This is a genomic window from Variovorax sp. CCNWLW186 (assembly GCF_037203865.1).
Lineage (GTDB): Bacteria > Pseudomonadota > Gammaproteobacteria > Burkholderiales > Burkholderiaceae_C > Variovorax.
In genome coordinates this window covers 62,347-79,647 of sequence record NZ_JBBCBO010000019.1, presented here as the reverse complement: position 1 = coordinate 79,647, position 17,301 = coordinate 62,347, and the positions used below count along the sequence as shown (strand labels likewise).

General features: G+C 67.2%; 15 protein-coding genes. 9 read left to right on the top strand and 6 right to left on the bottom strand.

What is annotated here, in order from left to right; translation table 11 throughout:
- Window positions 1-11 precede the first annotated feature (11 nt).
- From V9K97_RS20625 to amaB, 4 genes are all read right to left on the bottom strand, one after another.
- A complete protein-coding gene (locus tag V9K97_RS20625; protein WP_337320306.1) occupies window positions 12-1,685 on the bottom strand; it encodes a thiamine pyrophosphate-binding protein in 1,674 nt (557 codons plus the stop codon).
- A 150-nt stretch (window positions 1,686-1,835) separates the two neighbouring features.
- Window positions 1,836-3,077, bottom strand: a complete 1,242-nt coding sequence (locus tag V9K97_RS20620) for a pyridoxal phosphate-dependent aminotransferase (RefSeq protein ID WP_337320304.1) — start codon at window positions 3,075-3,077, stop codon at window positions 1,836-1,838.
- A complete protein-coding gene (locus V9K97_RS20615) occupies window positions 3,077-3,982 on the bottom strand; it encodes an amino acid ABC transporter substrate-binding protein (RefSeq protein WP_337320302.1) in 906 nt (301 codons plus the stop codon). The genes V9K97_RS20620 and V9K97_RS20615 overlap by 1 nt, the downstream gene beginning before the upstream one ends.
- 94 nt (window positions 3,983-4,076) lie before the next feature.
- A complete protein-coding gene (gene amaB / locus V9K97_RS20610; protein ID WP_337320300.1) occupies window positions 4,077-5,618 on the bottom strand; it encodes an L-piperidine-6-carboxylate dehydrogenase in 1,542 nt (513 codons plus the stop codon).
- Window positions 5,619-5,886: 268 nt separating this feature from the next.
- Here amaB and V9K97_RS20605 point away from each other — a divergent pair, with 268 nt between their 5' ends.
- Window positions 5,887-6,387 (top strand): hypothetical protein, encoded by a 501-nt coding sequence (locus tag V9K97_RS20605; RefSeq protein ID WP_258503523.1) that lies wholly within the window; start codon window positions 5,887-5,889, stop codon window positions 6,385-6,387.
- Between the two features lie 9 nt (window positions 6,388-6,396).
- Here the strand turns inward: V9K97_RS20605 and V9K97_RS20600 are convergent, their stop codons facing one another.
- On the bottom strand, window positions 6,397-7,284 hold the full coding sequence (locus tag V9K97_RS20600) for an IclR family transcriptional regulator (RefSeq protein WP_258503522.1): 888 nt from the start codon (window positions 7,282-7,284) through the stop codon (window positions 6,397-6,399).
- Window positions 7,285-7,457: 173 nt separating this feature from the next.
- Between V9K97_RS20600 and V9K97_RS20595 the strand changes: the two genes are divergently transcribed.
- The 7 genes from V9K97_RS20595 to V9K97_RS20565 are packed head-to-tail and all read left to right on the top strand — an operon-like array spanning window position 7,458 to window position 14,172.
- Window positions 7,458-8,528, top strand: coding sequence for an ABC transporter ATP-binding protein (locus V9K97_RS20595; protein WP_337320298.1), 1,071 nt, complete (start codon window positions 7,458-7,460; stop codon window positions 8,526-8,528).
- Window positions 8,525-9,385 carry an ABC transporter permease gene (locus tag V9K97_RS20590; RefSeq protein WP_337320296.1) on the top strand — a complete coding sequence of 287 codons (861 nt, stop codon included), beginning with the start codon at window positions 8,525-8,527 and terminating at the stop codon, window positions 9,383-9,385. Before V9K97_RS20595 ends, V9K97_RS20590 begins: the two co-directional genes overlap by 4 nt.
- Before the next feature lie 4 nt (window positions 9,386-9,389).
- A complete protein-coding gene (locus V9K97_RS20585) occupies window positions 9,390-10,184 on the top strand; it encodes an ABC transporter permease (RefSeq protein WP_157611506.1) in 795 nt (264 codons plus the stop codon).
- On the top strand, window positions 10,185-10,493 hold the full coding sequence (locus V9K97_RS20580) for a (2Fe-2S)-binding protein (RefSeq protein WP_258503520.1): 309 nt from the start codon (window positions 10,185-10,187) through the stop codon (window positions 10,491-10,493).
- Window positions 10,490-11,914, top strand: coding sequence for an FAD-dependent oxidoreductase (locus V9K97_RS20575; RefSeq protein ID WP_337320293.1), 1,425 nt, complete (start codon window positions 10,490-10,492; stop codon window positions 11,912-11,914). Before V9K97_RS20580 ends, V9K97_RS20575 begins: the two co-directional genes overlap by 4 nt.
- The gene (locus V9K97_RS20570; protein WP_337320291.1) at window positions 11,911-13,083 is read left to right on the top strand and encodes an NAD(P)/FAD-dependent oxidoreductase; all 1,173 of its coding nucleotides are present in this window, start codon (window positions 11,911-11,913) and stop codon (window positions 13,081-13,083) included. Before V9K97_RS20575 ends, V9K97_RS20570 begins: the two co-directional genes overlap by 4 nt.
- A gap of 12 nt (window positions 13,084-13,095) precedes the next feature.
- Complete coding sequence (locus V9K97_RS20565; protein WP_337320289.1) at window positions 13,096-14,172, top strand: ABC transporter substrate-binding protein; 1,077 nt, start codon at window positions 13,096-13,098, stop codon at window positions 14,170-14,172.
- Window positions 14,173-14,516: 344 nt separating this feature from the next.
- Here the strand turns inward: V9K97_RS20565 and V9K97_RS20560 are convergent, their stop codons facing one another.
- Window positions 14,517-16,145, bottom strand: coding sequence for a GMC family oxidoreductase (locus tag V9K97_RS20560; protein ID WP_337320287.1), 1,629 nt, complete (start codon window positions 16,143-16,145; stop codon window positions 14,517-14,519).
- Window positions 16,146-16,278: 133 nt separating this feature from the next.
- Here V9K97_RS20560 and V9K97_RS20555 point away from each other — a divergent pair, with 133 nt between their 5' ends.
- Window positions 16,279-17,187 (top strand): LysR family transcriptional regulator, encoded by a 909-nt coding sequence (locus V9K97_RS20555; protein WP_337320285.1) that lies wholly within the window; start codon window positions 16,279-16,281, stop codon window positions 17,185-17,187.
- Window positions 17,188-17,301: the final 114 nt, after the last annotated feature.

Genomic DNA, 17,301 nt, shown 5'->3' with positions numbered 1-17,301 from the left:
CGCCTCCAGCCTCAGCTTGCCGCCAGCGCAGCCTTGCGGATGGACTGCAGCGTGCTCGCGGGCGTGATGGCTTCGGGATCGAGCAGGCAATGCAGGATTGCGGGCTTGCCGCTCGCGCGAGCGCGGGCCAGCGCGGGGCCGAACTCTTCCGTGCGGGTGACGCGCTCGCCGTGGCCGCCGAACACTTCGGCATAGCCGCGGAAGTCGGGGTTCTTGAGCTGCGTGGCGCTCACGCGGCCGGGATAGTGCTTTTCCTGGTGCATGCGGATGGTGCCGTACATGGCGTTGTCGAGCAGCACCACGATGATCGGAAGCCCGTACTGCACGGCGGTGGCGAACTCCTGTCCATGCATCATGAAGTCGCCGTCGCCCGCAAACACCACCACCTCGCGCTGCGGCCACAGGCGCTTGGCGCCCACGCCGGCCGGCAGGCCATAGCCCATCGATCCGCTGGTCGGCGCCAGCTGGCTCGCGAACGCGCGGAACGGCCAGAAGCGGTGCACCCATGTCGCGAAATTGCCCGCGCCGTTGCAGAAGATGGTGTCGGCCGGCAGCACCTCGCGCAGGTGCTGCATGACCTCGCCCATCTGCAGCGGGCCCGGAATGCGGATCGGCGCCGGATCGCTCCAGCGCAGGAAGTCCTCGCGCGCGGTCTTCGTCTCGGCCTGCCAAGCCGGCGGTGAAGCCGGGCGCAATGCGGCCACCGCGTCGGCAAATGCCTGCGGCGTGGCGTGAATGCCCTGCGCCGGGCGGTAGAGCTTGCCGAGCTCGTCGGCATCGGCATGCACATGCACCAGCGCCTGCTTGGGCTGCGGAATGGCGAGCAGCTCATAGCCTTGCGACGGCACCTCCGACATGCGACCGCCGACCAGCAGTACCAGGTCGGCATTGCGGATGCGTTCGAGCATGCGCGGATTCGCGCCCAGCCCCAGGTCGCCCGCATAGCAGGGATGCTCGGCCGACAGCAGCATCTGGCGGCGGAACGAGCAGTACACCGGCAGCGAGAACGCCTCGGCAAAGCCGGCGAACTGCTGCGTCGCAGCTTCGGACCAGCGGCTGCCGCCGAGGATGACCACGGGACGCTGCGCCTGCGACAAGCGCTGCTGCAGTTCGGCGATCTGCGCTGCGCCGGGATGGGTTTCGGTCACTGCGTACGGCTGCGCATCGGCCACCGTGGCGGCTTCGGTCAGCATGTCTTCGGGCAGCGCAATCACCACGGGCCCGGGCCGGCCCGAGGTGGCGACGTGGAAGGCGCGCGAGACCAGCTCGGGCACGCGCGCCGGATCGTCGATCTGCACCACCCACTTGGCCATGGTGCCGAACACCGCGCCGTAGTCCAGCTCCTGGAACGCCTCGCGGCCGAGGGCCTCGCGCGCGACCTGGCCGACGAAGAGCAGCATCGGCGTCGAATCCTGGTGCGCAATGTGCACACCGGCCGCCGCGTTGGTGGCGCCCGGCCCGCGCGTGACGAAGCACACGCCGGGTTGGCCGGTGAGCTTGCCCTGCGCCTCGGCCATCATCGCGGCGCCGCCTTCCTGGCGGCATACCGTCACGTCGATGGAGGCATCGTGCAGCGCGTCGAGCACGGCCAGAAAGCTTTCGCCGGGCACGCAGAAGAGCTGCTTGACGCCGTGGGTGATGAGCTGGTCGACCAGTATCTGGCCGCCGGTGCGGGGAGAAGTCATGCTGTGTCCAATGCAATGAAGGTCTTGGTATCTACTCCTTCCCCTTCTGGGGGAAGGTTGGGATGGGGGCAGACGGCATCAACCACGCCGACGGTGACAGACGCGCCGCTTGCCCCCACCCCTGCCCTCCCCCGGAAGGGGAGGGAGAATTCATGTGAGAGCTTCGCATGCCGCGGCAATCCGTGCACACGCCTCTTCGAGCTGCGCCATCGACGTCGCATACGAAATACGGAAATACGGCGCCAGCCCGAACACGCTGCCCGGCACCACCGCCACTTCGTAATCCTGCAGCAGGTAGCTGCAGAAGTCGCTGTCGGTCTGCAGCAAGGCGCCGCTCGCCGTGCGTCGCCCGAGCACGCCCGCGCAACTGGAAAAAGTATAGAAAGCGCCCTCGGGCACGCGGCAATGCAGGCCCGGCGCGCGGTTCAATGCGGCCACCACGAAGTCGCGCCGTGACTGGAAGTCGTCGCGCCGCTCGGCCACGATGTCTTGCGGCCCCGTGAGCGCCTCGATCGCGGCCGCCTGGCTCACCGACGACGGGCACGAGGTCGACTGGCTCTGCACTACCGCCATGGCCGCGATCAGCGCGCGCGGCCCTGCCCCGTAGCCCACGCGCCAGCCCGTCATTGCATAGGCCTTCGACACGCCGTTCACGGTGAGCGTGCGTTCGCGCAGCCGCGGCTCCAAGGCCGCCGGCGTGGCAAACGCGAGACCGTCATAGAGGATGTGCTCATAGATGTCGTCCGCCAGCACCCACACCGCCGGATGCCGCAGCAGCACCTCGCACAACGGCGCGAGCTGCGCCGCACTGTAGGCCGCGCCACTCGGGTTCGATGGCGAGTTCAAGAAGAGCCAGCGCGTGCGCGGCGTGATGGCCGCCTCGAGTTGCGCGGCATCCAGCCGAAAGCCCTGCGTCTCGCTGCACGGCACGCTAACCGGCACGCCGCCGCAGATCTGCACGATGTCGGCGTAAGAGGTCCAGTACGGCGCCGGCAGAATCACCTCGTCGCCCGGGTTCAGGCTGGCCATCAACGCGTTGAAGATGACCTGCTTGGCGCCCGCACCCACGCTGATTTCATTCAACGCAAAGTCCAGTCCGTTGTCGCGCTTGAACTTGAACTGCACCGCGGTCTTCATGGCCGGGCTGCCGTCGAGCACGGTGTAGCGCGTGTCGCCACGCTCCATGGCGCGGGCCGCGGCGGCGCGAATGTGCTCGGGCGTGTTGAAGTCCGGCTCGCCCGCGCCCAGCACGATCACCGGCCGGCCCGCGCGCTTCAACGCATTGGCATGGTCGGTGATGCGCAGGATTTCCGACACGCCGATGGCGCGCACGCGCTGCGCAGGCTCGAACGTGCAAGCCGAAGAAAGCGCGGAATCGAGCACGGCGGACATCACTTGGCGTAAGCCTCGAGCGGCTTGTCGTTGGGCTCGGCAATCAGCTGCTTCAGCGCCGTGCTCATCGGCAGGTTCAGGCTGGTGTTCTTTGGCGGAATCGGCGCGACGAACCACTTGGTGTAGATTTTCTCGAGCTCGCCGCTCTTCATGAGCTTGCGCAGCGAATCGTCCACCGCGGCCTTGAAGGCCGGATCGTCCTTGCGGAACAACAGCGCAATCGGCTCCGAGCCCAGAGCCTCGCCGGTGATGCGATAGGCCGTGGGGTTCTTCGAGTTCGCGATGATCCCGGCGAGCAGGTTGTCGTCGAGCACGAAGGCATCGGCGCGGCCCGACTCCATCAGCAGGAAGCTCTCGAGGTGGTCCTTGCCGAGCATCGTGTTGATGGTGGTGTTCTGCGCGCGCTCACGCTTGCGCAGCAACTGCACGGCGGTGGTGCCGGTGGAGGCCGACACGGTGCGGCCGGCCAGCTGGTCGAGCGACGTGATGCCTGAATCGACCTTGCTCGCCATGCGCACTTCACTCACATACGTGGTGAGCGCAAAGGCCACCTGCTGCTGGCGCGCGGTGTTGTTCGTGGTGGGGCCGCAGCCGATGTCCAGCGTGCCGTTCTGCACCAGCGGAATGGTGTTCTGCGCGGTAACGGCCATGTATTCGAGCTTGGCGGAAGGCGCGATGTCCTTCAGCACGCGCTCGCAAAGCTCGACGTGATAGCCCACGTATTTGTCGTTCGCGCCCAGCATGTAGGCCATGGGCGGCGAGGCCTCGCGCACGCCGAGCACGGCCTTGCCGCTGCTCTTGATCTTGTCGAGCGTGCCGCCGGCGGGGGCTTGCTGCGCCGAAGCGCCGAATGCGAGCGCAAGCAGCGCTGCGGCGGTGGCGAGGGTTTTCGATTGCATCTTCATTTTCTCTGTCTCCTATGGTTTTCTTGGGCTCGGGCAGCCGCTGCCTTGCCGGCGCAGCCGAACGCTGCGCGGCAAAAGCAAGGGCCTGGGGTGATCAATCGCCGATATCGAAGGTCACGCCTTGTGCAAGGGGCAATGCCGTCGAATAGTTGATGGTGTTCGTCGCTCGGCGCATGTACGCCTTCCAGCTGTCGGAGCCGGCTTCGCGGCCGCCGCCGGTTTCTTTCTCGCCACCGAACGCACCGCCGATCTCGGCACCGCTCGGCCCGATGTTGACGTTGGCAATGCCGCAGTCGGAGCCTGCGCTCGACAGGAAGCGCTCGGCCTCGCGCACGTTGAGCGTGAAGATCGACGACGACAGGCCCGCGCCCACCGCGTTGTGCCACTCGATGGCATCGTCGAGCTTGCTGTAGCGCACCACATAAAGAATGGGCGCAAAGGTTTCGCGCAGCACCGCGCCGTCGTGCGACTTCAGTTCCACCAATGCGGGGCGCACGTAGAAGGCGTCTTGCGTGCCTATGCCTTCAACGCGCTGGCCCCCATGCACCGTGGCGCCGATTTCGCGGCTTTCGCTAAGCGCTTTCTGCATGCCGTCGAACGCGGCGCGGTCGATCAGCGGCCCGACGAGCGTGCCCGCCTCGCGCGGATCGCCCACACGCACATTGCCGTACACCTTGGCCAGCTTGGGCACCAGCGCGTCGTACACGCTGTCGTGCACGAAGAGCCGGCGCAGCGTGGTGCAGCGCTGGCCGGCCGTGCCCATGGCCGAGAACGCAATGGCACGCAGCGTAAGGTCCAGGTCGGCCGACGGCGTGACGATGGCGGCGTTGTTGCCGCCGAGTTCAAGAATGGCGCGCGCAAAACGCGCGGCCAGCTTCGGTCCCACCTGCTTGCCCATCGCAGTCGAACCGGTCGCCGAAAGAATCGGCACGCGGTGGTCGTCGACGAGCACTTCGCCGATATCCCGCTGGCCCAGCAGAAGGCCGAGCAGGCCCTCGGGTGCGTCTTCGCCAAAGCGCGCAACGGCGCGCTGCGCGATGGCGTGCGTGGCCAGCGCGGTGAGCGGCGTTTTTTCCGACGGCTTCCACACCACCGGATCGCCGCACACCAATGCCAAGGCCGCGTTCCACGACCACACGGCCACTGGAAAGTTGAAAGCCGAGATCACGCCGCACACGCCCAGCGGATGCCAGGTTTCCATCATGCGGTGCTCGGCGCGTTCGGTGGCCAGCGTCAGGCCATAGAGCTGGCGCGAGAGGCCGACCGCGAAGTCGCAGATATCGATCATTTCCTGCACTTCGCCCGCGCCTTCGGTCGGGATCTTGCCGGCCTCGAGCGTGACCAGGCGTCCGAGGTCGGCCTTGGCGGCGCGCAGTTCTTCGCCCAGCAGCCGGACCAGCTCGCCGCGGCGCGGTGCCGGAACGCTGCGCCAGGCCTTGAACGCTTCATGCGCCTGGCCGATGGCGGCTGTCGCTTCGGCCGGGGTGGTTTGCGGCACCTGTGCAATCACCTCGCCCGTCACCGGCGAGCGCACCGTCAATTCGCCGCCGGTGTAGGCGCTGCGGGGCACGCCCAGGCGCTGCAGCAGCTGTTCGATTTCGGCGGCAAGGGGGGCAGAGGCTTGTGCTTCGGACATGGGCGCGCTCCGGGTAGGAGGGTGGAGAGAGAAAAAGGAAACGGCGAGACGGGACCGGCGCAATATCTTCCAATCCCGCGCACTTGCCTAGTGAAAAAAAGGAAGGACTTGATGCGTTTGCCGAATGAACTCGGCATGCGCCCGGTGCGGGACGGGCTTCGCGCCTACGCGCAAACCGCCGGGCTGCGCCGAAGATTCCGCACCCCGGCGCGGTCCCGTGCGCTGCCCCGGGGCCTCGCCTCGCCGCACGTTCAACCCCGGTAGCGCCATGAAGTCGATCCTCACCCTGTATGCCGCAATCCATGCCCTGATGGCCCTCGCATTTGCCGCCGCGTCGCTCGTCCTCGTCGTGATTGCGGCGCGGGCCGGGTGGGGCGCGGTCATGCAGGGGCTCGATGTTCCAGCAGCCGAGGCGGTCATCGAAGCGGTGGGCCTGCTGGCGGCGGGCGTGGTGGCGCTGCAGATCTCCCAGACCGTGCTCGAAGAAGAAGTGGTGCGCGACGCGCACATCGGCGCGCCGACGCGGGTGCGCCGCTTCCTGTCCAGGTTCATGGTCGTCATCGTGGTTGCCGTGGCGGTCGAGGGGCTGGTCGCGACCTTCAAGGCGCGTGAAGCGCCCGAGCTGATGCTGCATGCCGCCGCGATGCTGGGCTCGGTCGGCCTGCTCATGGCGGGCTGGGGCATCTTCATCCGGCTGAACCGCTACGCCGAGGAACTGGAGCCCGAGGCCATGGCAGAAGCCAAGAGCGAAGACAAGAAGCTGAAATGAGCGCGGCGCCTATCGGGGCTCCGGCGCGTCCGGCAAGGGAATCTTCTGCCCTGCCGGCGACCCCGCCAGGCTCTGCGCGGGCCTTCTGAGCGTTGCATCGAAGGGGTTGATCTTCGGCCCGATGGCTGCCGCCTCGCGCTTGAGCAGCTCGACCACGGTGGGCATGCGGTCGGCGTTGAGCCGGTCCGCGATCGTGCCCACGCTCAGCGCGGCCACCGCGCGTCCCTCGCGATCGAGAATGGGCACCGCCACGCCGGCCATGCCTTCGAGCAGGCCGGTGTTGCGCCCCGCATAACCGGCCTGGCGCACGCGCTCGATCTCGGTGCGCAGATAGACCTCGTCGTACACGCCGTACTCACGCACACGCGACAGGTTGAAGCGAATCACTTCCTCGCGCTCGGCCTCCGGCAGAAAGGCAAGGATGGCGAGAGCGCCCTGCCCCACGCCCAATGCAATGCGCCCGCCGATGTCGCCCGTGAACGAGCGAATGGGAAACGGCCCTTCGCTGCGGTCGAGGCACACCGCGTCGAAGCCGCTGCGCGCCAGCAAGAAGATGCTGTCGCCCAGGCTCGCGCACAGCCGCAGCAGCACCGGGCGGCAAATGGAACGCAGGTCACCGGGGTTGCCGGCACTGGCCGCCAGCGCGAAGAAATCGATGCTCAGGCGGTAGAGCTTGCTGCGCTCGTCCTGCTCGACCATGCCCTCGGCCATGAGCGACTGCAGCAGGCGGTGCGTGGTCGCCTGCGTGAGGCCCACCGAACGTGCAATTTGCGTCACACGCCCGCCTTCGGCCTGCACCGCACCCAGCGCGCGAAGCACTGAAAACACGCGCGGCACGCCGCCGCTCGCGGCCGTGGGGCTTTCCGCGGCTTCTCCTGTGGAATTCTTTGGGTCCATGGTTCGCATCATATTCCGATGAACGGAATAAATGAAAGAAAAATTCTGATTAATGGAATACCCGAGGCAAGTTGGCGCAATCGTTGCAATAGAGTGAATTGAAAGTTCTCTCTTGTCCATGGCGCGCACCAAGGTGCGGCGCGCCATCCACGACCGCGCAGAAAGGCTCTTCCATGTCATTCCTCCGGCTCACCGACGTGACCAAGTTCTACGGCGCCACGCGCGCCGTGTCGGCCATGAACCTTGCGGTGGAAAAGGGAGAGTTCGTTTCGCTGCTCGGGCCTTCGGGCTGCGGCAAGACCACCACGCTGCAGATGATTGCGGGCTTCGAGGCGGTGTCGAGCGGGCGCATCGAACTTGCCGGCAAGGACATCACCCATGCCAAGGCCAACACGCGGGGCCTGGGCATCGTGTTCCAGACCTACGCGCTGTTTCCGCACATGACCGTGGCCGACAACGCGAGCTTCGGCCTCGAGATGCGCAAGATGCCGAAGGCCGAGCGCGCTGAGCGGGTGAAGCAGGCCCTTGCGCTGGTTCACCTGGAAGCGCATGCCACCCGCTACCCGCGCGAGCTCTCGGGTGGCCAGCGACAGCGCGTGGCACTGGCGCGCGCACTGGTCATCGAGCCGCCGGTGCTGCTGCTGGACGAACCGCTCTCCAACCTCGATGCCAAGCTGCGCGAAGAAATGCAGTTCGAACTGCGCCAGATCCAGCGCAAGGTCGGCACCACCACCGTGATGGTCACGCACGACCAGAGCGAGGCCATGTCCATCAGCGACCGCGTGGTGGTGATGGAAGGCGGCTGCGCCACGCAGATCGACCATCCGCACCGCGTGTACGAGCATCCGAGCACGCGCTTCATTTCCACCTTCGTGGGCAAGGCCAACCTGTTGGACGCACGCGTCACGGCCTGCGGCGCACGCAGCTGCCGTGTCGAGATCGGCTCGCTCACCGTCGAGGTCGAAGACACCGGCTACAAGCCGGGCGACCCGGTGCTGATGAGCGTGCGCCCTGAAAAGCTGCAGCTGGTGGAAGCCGGCCGCGGCCGCCTCGACGGTACGGTGCGGGAGCGCTTCTTCCTGGGCAGCCAATGGCTCTACCGCCTGGGCACGCCCGCCGGCGACCTGATGGTGCTGAGCCCCAACGATGGCCGCGAGGCACTGGACGAAGGCAGCCCGGTCGGCATCGACTGGCCCGCGCATTGCACGCGCCTGTTGCCGGCCGAAGAGGCGGTGGCGGCATGAGCGGTGCCATGCACAAGGCCACGCCCTGGTGGCTTTCGGCACCCGCGCTGCTGCTGTTCGCGGCCTTGCTGGTGGTGCCGCTCGCGCTCACGGCGGTGCTGTCCTTCAATGTGTACGACCCGGCCACCGGGCCGAAGACGGGCGAGTTCACGCTCGAGCACTACACGCACGTGTTCACCGACTCGTACTACCACGGCATCTTCTGGCGCACCTTCTGGATCTCGGGGCTCGTCACGCTGATCTGCGTGCTGGTCGGCGCGCCCGAGGCCTATGTGCTGAGCCGCATGCGCAACCCGTGGCGATCGGTCCTGCTGCTGGTGGTGCTGGCGCCGCTGCTGGTTTCGGTGGTGGTGCGCGCTTTTGGCTGGAGCATGCTGCTGGGGCCCGAGGGCGCCGTGAACGCGTTGCTGGGCCTGGTGGGCATCGGGCCGGTGAAGATGCTCTACACCGAGATCGCGGTGATCGTGGCGCTAGTCCACGTGATGCTTCCGTTCATGGTGATTCCGGTGTGGACCTCGCTGCAGAAGCTCGACGCGGGCGTGGAGAACGCCGCGCTTTCGCTCAGGGCCTCGCACTTCACCACGTTGCGGCGCATCGTGCTGCCGCAGGTGATGCCGGGCATTCTCTCGGGCAGCCTGATCGTGTTCGGCCTGGCCGCAAGCTCGTTTGCCATACCGGGCCTGCTCGGCGGTCGCCGGTTGAAGATGGTCGCGACCGTCGTCTACGACGAATACCTGCACGAGCTCAACTGGCCGCTCGGCGCCGCCGTTGCGCTGGTTCTGCTGGCGGCCAACCTCATTGTGATGCTGAGCTACAACCGCCTGGTAGAAGGCCGCTACAAGAAAGCGCTGGGCTGATCCGATGAGCAAAAACGGCCCTCTCGCCCTCGCGTTCAACGCGCTCGTCATCACCTTCATGCTGGCGCCGCTGGTGGTGGTGTGCATCGTGGCGTTCACGCCCGAAAACACCTTGACCATTCCCACCACGCACTTCTCGCTGCGCTGGTTCAAGGCGGTGTTTGCGCACCCGGACTTCATGCAGTCGTTCTGGAACAGCCTGTGGCTTGCGCTGGCTTCGGCCACCATTGCCACGCTGCTCGCGGTACCGGCGGGCATGGCGATCACGCGGTATGCGTTTCCGGGGCGCGACTTCCTCAACGGCCTCTTTCTTTCGCCGCTGATCATTCCGCACCTGGTGCTGGGCGTGGCGCTGCTGCGGCTGTTCGCATTGGTTGGCGGCACGGGCAGCTTCGGCTGGCTGGTGATGGCGCATGCACTGATCGTCACGCCCTACACGCTGCGCCTGGTGGTGGCTGCGCTCGTGGGCTTCGACCGCAGCGCCGAACAGGCTGCGCTATCGCTGGGCGCGAGCCAGGCCACGGTGTTCCGGCGCATCACGCTGCCGATGATCCTGCCGGGCGTCACGGGCGGATGGCTGCTGTCCTTCATCAACAGCTTCGACGAAGTGACGATGTCGATCTTTGTCACCTCGCCCAGCACGGTCACGCTGCCGGTGCGCATGTACATGTATGCCACCGAGTCGATCGATCCCCTGATGGCGGCGGTGTCGGCGCTGATGGTGGCGGTGACGGCCGTTGCGATGGTGGTGCTCGACCGCGTCTACGGGCTGGACCGGGTGCTGGTGGGGCGGCGGTAGATGAGCCTGCCGACCGTTATTCAACCGCTGCTGCATCGCGTGGCCGAGACCGGCCGCGCCGCGGTGCCCTTCACGCTCGACGGCCGGCCCGCCTCCGCACTTGCGGGCGACACCGTGCTCACGGCCGTGCTCACGCAGGCCGCCCAGTTGCGCCGCAATGAGTTCAGCGACGAACCGCGTGCGGGCTTCTGCATGATGGGCGCCTGCCAGGATTGCTGGATTGCCACCGAGCAGGGCGAGCGCCTGCGCGCCTGCTCCACCTTCATTGCGCCGGGCATGGCGCTGGTCACGGGAAGGAGCGGCGCATGACGACTCCTTCTTCTAAGTCCCCATTGCAGCCGGTGATCGTCGGCGCCGGGCCGGCGGGCGTGCGCGCCGCACAGGCGCTGGTGGCGCACGGCATTCGGCCCGTGGTGATCGACGAGGCTTCGCGTGCCGGCGGCCAGATCTACCGGCGCCCACCTGCGAGCCTGGCGGCGCGCAGCGCGAATGTGCTCTACGGCTTCGAGGCCCGCCGCGCCGATGCGGTGCACACCGCCTTCGACACCTTGCGCGAACGCATCGACTACCGCCCCGACAGCCTGGTGTGGAACGCGCAAGGCGGCCGGCTCGACGTGCTGCACGGCCCCACCCGCAGCACCTCCAGCGTGCCCTACAGTCAGTTGATCGTCGCCACGGGCGCCACCGATCGCGTGCTGCCGGTACCTGGCTGGACGTTGCCCGGCGTCTACACACTCGGCGGCGCGCAGGTGGCGCTCAAGTTCCAGGGCTGCGCCATCGGGCAGCGCGTGGTGTTCATGGGCACCGGTCCGCTGCTCTACCTGGTTGCATACCAATACGCAAAGGCCGGAGCGAAGGTCGCTGCGGTTCTCGACACCTCGCGGTTCGCGGACCAGCTTGCCGCCACGCCCGCGATGCTGCGGCAACCGGCGGTGTTCGCCAAGGGCGTGTACTACGTCGCGTGGCTGCGCGCGCATGGCGTGGCGCTGCATGGTGGCGTGCGGCCGTTGCGCGTGCTCGGCGATGCCGCCGAAGGCCGCGTCGCCGGCGTGGCGTGGCACGACGGACGCGAAGAGCGCACGCTCGCCTGCGATGCCGTCGGCTTCGGTTATGCGCTGCGCTCCGAAACGCAGTTGGCCGACCTGCTGGGCTGCCGCTTCGAATTTGCGCCGCTGCACCGTGCGCACCTGCCCGTGCGCGACGCGGCCGGCCGCTCCAGCGTGAGGGGCGTGTACCTTGCCGGCGACGGTGCCGGCATCATGGGTGCCGATGCGGCCGAATGGGCCGGCGAACGCGCCGCGCTTGCGCTGCTCGCCGACGGCGGCGTGGCCGTCGACACCGCACGCGCGGCGATGCTCGAACGCAAGCTGCACAAGCTCGGCGCCTTTCGCGAAGGGCTGGAGCGCGCCTTTCCGGTGCCGCACGACTGGGCCGCGCATGCGCCCGACGAACTGGTGGTGTGCCGCTGCGAGAACATCACGGCGGGCACGCTGCGCCAGACCGTTGCCGAGAACGGCGCCGACGAAATGAACCGGCTCAAGGCCCTCTCGCGGGTGGGCATGGGCCGCTGCCAGGGCCGCATGTGCGGCGTGGCGGCGGCCGAGATTCTTGCGCACGCCACGGGGCAGCCGGTGCAACAGGTCGGCCGGCTGCGCGGGCAGGCGCCGATCAAGCCGATTCCGATTCACCTGGACACCCCGGCGCCTTCGACCGAAGGAGCCGGCGCATGACCGGACGCAAGACATTGCGCACGGACGTCGCCATCGTCGGCGGTGGCATCGTCGGCGCATCCGCCGCGCTGGCCTTGCGAAAGATGGGCATCGGCGTGGTGCTGCTGGAGCGCGACCTGTGCGGCTCGCGTTCGAGCGGCGTCAACTACGGCGGCGTGCGGCGCCAAGGCCGTCCGGTGAGCCAGCTGCCGTTGGCGCAGCGTGCACACCGCATCTGGGGCAACCTGCGCGAAACCATCGGCACCGACGGCGAGTACCTGCGCTCGGGCCACTTCAAGATCGCGCGCAGCGAAGCCGACATGGCATCGCTGGAGCAGTACCGCACGAAAAGCCGCGACTTCGATCTCGGGCTCGAACTGATCTCGGCGGCCCGCCTGCGCGAGCGCTGCCCCTGGCTTGGCACCCGCGCGGTGGGCGGCTCGCTGTGCGCCGAAGACGGGCAGGCCAACCCGCGGCTGGTGTCGCCGGCCTTCGCACTCGCAGCGCAGCGCGCGGGCGCGCAGATCTTCGAGCGCCACAAGGTCGACGAGGTGGCGCACGACGGCAAGGGCTTCTTGCTGCGTTCGGGCAATGCGCTCGAAGTGCGTGCGCCGGCGCTGCTCAATTGTGCAGGCGCATGGTCCGGCCCCATTGCCGAGTATTTCGGCGAAGCCGTTCCCCTGCGCTCGAGCCACCCGGTGATGGCGGTGACTGAACCGGTGCCGCACTTCATGGACTGGAGCCTCGGCGTGGAGGGCGGCGGCATCTATTGCCGGCAGGTGGCGCGCGGCAACCTGGTGCTCGGCGGCGGCAGGGGCATTGCGCTCGATGCAGACCGCGCCCGCGCCGACCGCGACGCCATTGCCACGCTCGCGGCGCAAGCCGTCGAACTGCTGCCCACGCTGCGGCACGCGCATTTCATCCGCACCTGGAGCGGCACCGAAGGCAACCTGCCCGACCACCAGCCGGTGCTCGGGCCGAGCCGCACCACGCCCGGGCTGTTCCACGGCTTCGGCTTTTCGGGCGCGGGTTTCCAGATAGGCCCCGCAGCCGGCGAAGTGCTGGCCGAACTCGTGCGCGACGGACGCAGCAGCACGCCGATCGAGAGCTTCTCGATCGAACGCTTCTTTGCGGCCGCAGCAGACGAAGAAGCAGCAGCAGACAAGACCACCACCCCCACCTCACCCTGAAAGGAAAACACCATGTCCCGTTTTCAGAAGAAGCCCTTCTTTTTCTCCCTTCGCCGGAGCTTGCTCGGTGCGGCGGCGGTGGCCGCGCTCGCGGCCGGCGGCACCGCTGGCGCGCAGACCAAGACGCTCTACATCGGCATGAACGGCGGCACCATGGAGAAGGCATACACGCAGTACGTGTTCCCGGCCTTCGAGAAGCTCTACGGCGCCAAGGTGGTGGTGGTGCCCGGCACGTCGTCCGACATCCTCGCGAAGGCGCAGGCCAACAAGGACCGCCCGCAGATGCATGTGATGTTCCTGGACGACGGCATCATGGTGCGCGCCATCGGCATGGGCCTGTGCCAGAAGCAACGGCCCAATCCGTCGCTCGCCGAAATCTATCCGGCCGCGCGCTTCAAGGACGACATGGCCAGCGGCGTGAGCCTGGGCATGACGGGCCTGGCCTACAACGCCAAGATGTTCAAGGACAAGGGCTGGGCGCCGCCCACCTCGTGGATGGACTTGGCCGACCCCAAGTACAAGGGCAAGGTAGTCTTCCAGTCGATGTCGTCATCGTCCTTCGGGCTGCACGGCTTCTTGATGTTCAACCGCATCCAGGGCGGTAACGACAAGAACGTGGAGCCGGGCTTCAAGGCCTGGCCCACCACCGTCGGCCCCAACGTGCTCGAGTACATCCCGAGTTCGGCCAAGTTGTCGGAAATGGTGCAGACCGGCGAGGCCGCGATCTTCCCGCTGACGCCCACGGCCGTGGCCGCACTCAAGACCAAGGGCATTCCGGTGGAATACGCGCCGCCGAAGGAAGGCGCGGTGGTGTTGATGGTGGGCCAGTGCGTGATTGCCAACAACAGCGAGCCCGAGCTGTCGCAAAAGCTTGCCGAGTTCTTGCTGAGCCCGCTGGCTCAGGCGAACGTGCTGCAGTACGGCGCGCAGATTCCCACCAATCCCAAGGCTCCGGCCGTGGGCGATGGCGTGAAGCAGGTGGCCGACATCAACCAGTGGATGAAGACTGCGGTCACCATTGACTGGGACAGCATCAATGCGAACCGACCCGCTTGGAATGCGCGTTGGAACAAGACTATTGAGAAGTGATCGCTGCGTGAGTTTTTGGAGCGGCGGTGTTCAGGGCGCTGTGTTCAGGGCGGCGCACCCGCCGACGGGGTACCTTTCTCCGCGAATGTCCCCCGGGGCTGCGCCCCTCCTCCTTTATTTCGCTGCGCAAGGCACCCCGCCAGCGGGCGCGTTGCACAGAGCGGTGGTTGATCAGCGGTACACCGGCAGCGTGCCCAGGTGCACAGGGCATCGGGTGCTCCACGCAGCGAAATAAAGGAGGAGCCGAAGGCGGGGGACATTCGCGGAGGGGAGTACCCGGTGGCCTTTGCACATGCCCTGAAACAGCAGCGCCTCCAAACAACAACGGCCCCGAGCAAAAGTTCTCAGCGATTCGCTTCCAGAATCCACCCCACAGCCTTCTCGGCCATCATCAATGTCGGGCTGTTCGTATTGCCACTGGTGATCGTAGGCATCGCGCCTGCGTCGACCACTCGCAGCCCCTGCACGCCACGCACCCGCAGCTTCGAGTCAAGCACCGCCATCGGGTCGCCGTCAGCGCCCATCTTGGTTGTGCCCACCGGATGGAAGATCGTGGTTGCGATGTCGCCGGCGAGGCGCGCCAAGTCTTCATCGCTCTGGTACTGAACGCCGGGCTTCCATTCCTCCGGCTTGTACTTGGCGAGTGCGGGCTGCGATGCGATGCGGCGCGTCACGCGCAGCGAGTCGGCAGCGACCTTGCGGTCTTCATCTGTGCTCAGGTAGTTGGGTGCAATGGCCGGCGCGTCCTGAAAGCGCGGGCTCTTGATGCGCACCGTGCCGCGGCTCGTCGGGTTGAGGTTGCACACGCTCGCGGTAAAGGCCGGAAAGCTGTGCAGCGGCTCGCCGAATGCGTCGAGCGACAACGGCTGCACGTGGTATTCGAGATTGGGCCACCCATGCTCGGGCGAACTGCGCGTGAAGGCGCCCAGCTGCGACGGTGCCATGCTCATCGGGCCGCTGCGCTTCATCAGGTATTCGAGGCCGATTTTTGCCTTGCCGTACATCGACGACGCCAGCACGTTGAGCGTGGGCGCGCCGTTGATCTTGTAGACCGCGCGAATCTGCAAATGGTCTTGCAGGTTGGCGCCGACGCCCGGCGCATCGACCACCACATCGATGCCGTGCTGGCGCAGCAAATCGGCCGGGCCGATGCCCGAGAGCTGCAGGATCTGCGGCGAGCCGATGCTGCCGGCGCACAGCACCACTTCGCGCGTGGCATGGGCGGTGATCATCTCGTGCCCGTCCCACACCTGCACGCCGGTGCAGCGCTGGCTACCGTCGGGCTGAGTCTCGATGATCAGCTTGGTGACGTGCGCATTGACCCACATCTCGAAGTTGGGCCGGCCATAGCAGACCGGCCGCAAGAACGCCTTGGCGGTGTTCCAGCGCCAGCCGTTCTTCTGGTTGACCTGGAAATAGCCGACGCCTTCGTTGCTGCCGCGGTTGAAATCGGTGCTGTGCGGCACGCCGGCCTGCACGGCGGCTTCAGCGAACGCGTCGAGGATGTCCCAGCGCAGGCGCTGTTTCTCCACGCGCCATTCGCCGCCGGCGCCATGCAGCTCGTCGGCGCCGAGGTAGTAGTCCTCATGCTTCTTGAAGTCGGGCAGCACGTTCTGCCACTTCCAGCCGTCGTCGCCCGTGAGCTGCGCCCACTGGTCGTAGTCGCGCGACTGGCCGCGCATGTAGATCATGCCGTTGATGCTCGAGCAGCCGCCCAGCGTCTTTCCGCGCGGGTAGCGCAGCGTGCGCCCGTTGAGGCCCGCGTCGGGCTCGGTGCTGTAGAGCCAGTCGGTGCGGGGGTTGCCGATGCAGTACAGGTAGCCCACCGGAATGTGGATCCAGTGGTAGTCGTCCTTGCGGCCGGCCTCGATCAGCAGCGTGCGCTGTTGCGATTTGCGGGTCAGCCGGTTGCACATCAGCGCGCCGGCCGTGCCGCCGCCGATGACGATGTAGTCGAATGTGTTGTCGCTCATGGCGCCTGCTTGTCTCCGGGGAACGATATTTTTGATGCTCATGGGCCTGTGCGGGCCTGCTGAGCAAGTTTCGCCCAAGCTGCCGGCAAAAAGCCAATGATTTCGGCATTGTTGGCTTATAAATCGCTCTTATATGACTGCCGCCGCCTTGGACCTCCAGATCTTGCGTGCCTTTGTGCTTGCGGCGCGCGAGGGCAGCGTGTCGCGCGCGGCCGAGCGGCTGCACCTGACACAGCCCGCGGTCAGCCTGCAACTGAAGCGCCTGGCCGAAGAGACCGGGCTCCAGCTCTTCACGCGCACGCCGCACGGGCTCGCGCTCACTGCCGACGGGGCCGCATTGCTGCCGCAAGCCGAGCGCGTGCTCGCGGCAGTGGGCGACCTGCAGCAGGCCGCGCGCAACCTGCAGGGCACGGTGCGCGGGGCGCTGCGCATCGGCACCATCCTCGACCCGGAGTTCACCCGGCTTGGCGTGTTCCTGCGCGAGCTCGTCGAATCCGCGCCGCAGATCGAAACCGAGTTGCGCCACGGCATGAGCGGCACGGTGCTGGCCCAGGTGCTGCGCGGCGAGCTCGACGTGGGTTTTCACCTCGACACCGACGACGATGCCGATGCCGCCGCGGCGGCTCCGCTCGCGGCGCGCACGCTCACGCGCTTTACCTACCGCGTGGTCGCACCCGCGGGCTGGGGTCCGCAGGTGCTGGGCCGCGACTGGAAGGCGCTGGCCGCGTTGCCGTGGCTCGCCACGCCGCCGGAATCCGCGCACCACAGGCTGCTCAATAAAGTGTTTGGCCCGCTCGGGCTTTCGCCGCGACGCGCGGCGCTGGTGGACCAGGAAGCCTCGATGCTCGACCTGCTGAAGTCGGGCGTGGGGCTGAGCCTCTTGCGCGACTCCATTGCCATCCGCGAGAGCCAGTCGCACGGCCTGGTGATGGCCGACCGCGTGCAGCTGGACTGCGCGCTGCGCTTTGTCTCGCTGGCGGCCCGGCGCAACGAGCCCGTGATCGCGAGCGCGTGGAACGCGTTGGCGCGGGCTTGGAACTGACCGGAAAAAGGGCGCGCGTGGCTATTCGGACGGCGTTCCGCCCTACGCAAAGCACCGGCGCGGCGTACGGGAAAAGCCGATTCATCCGGTTACGATGCGCCCTTTCCGACCGCT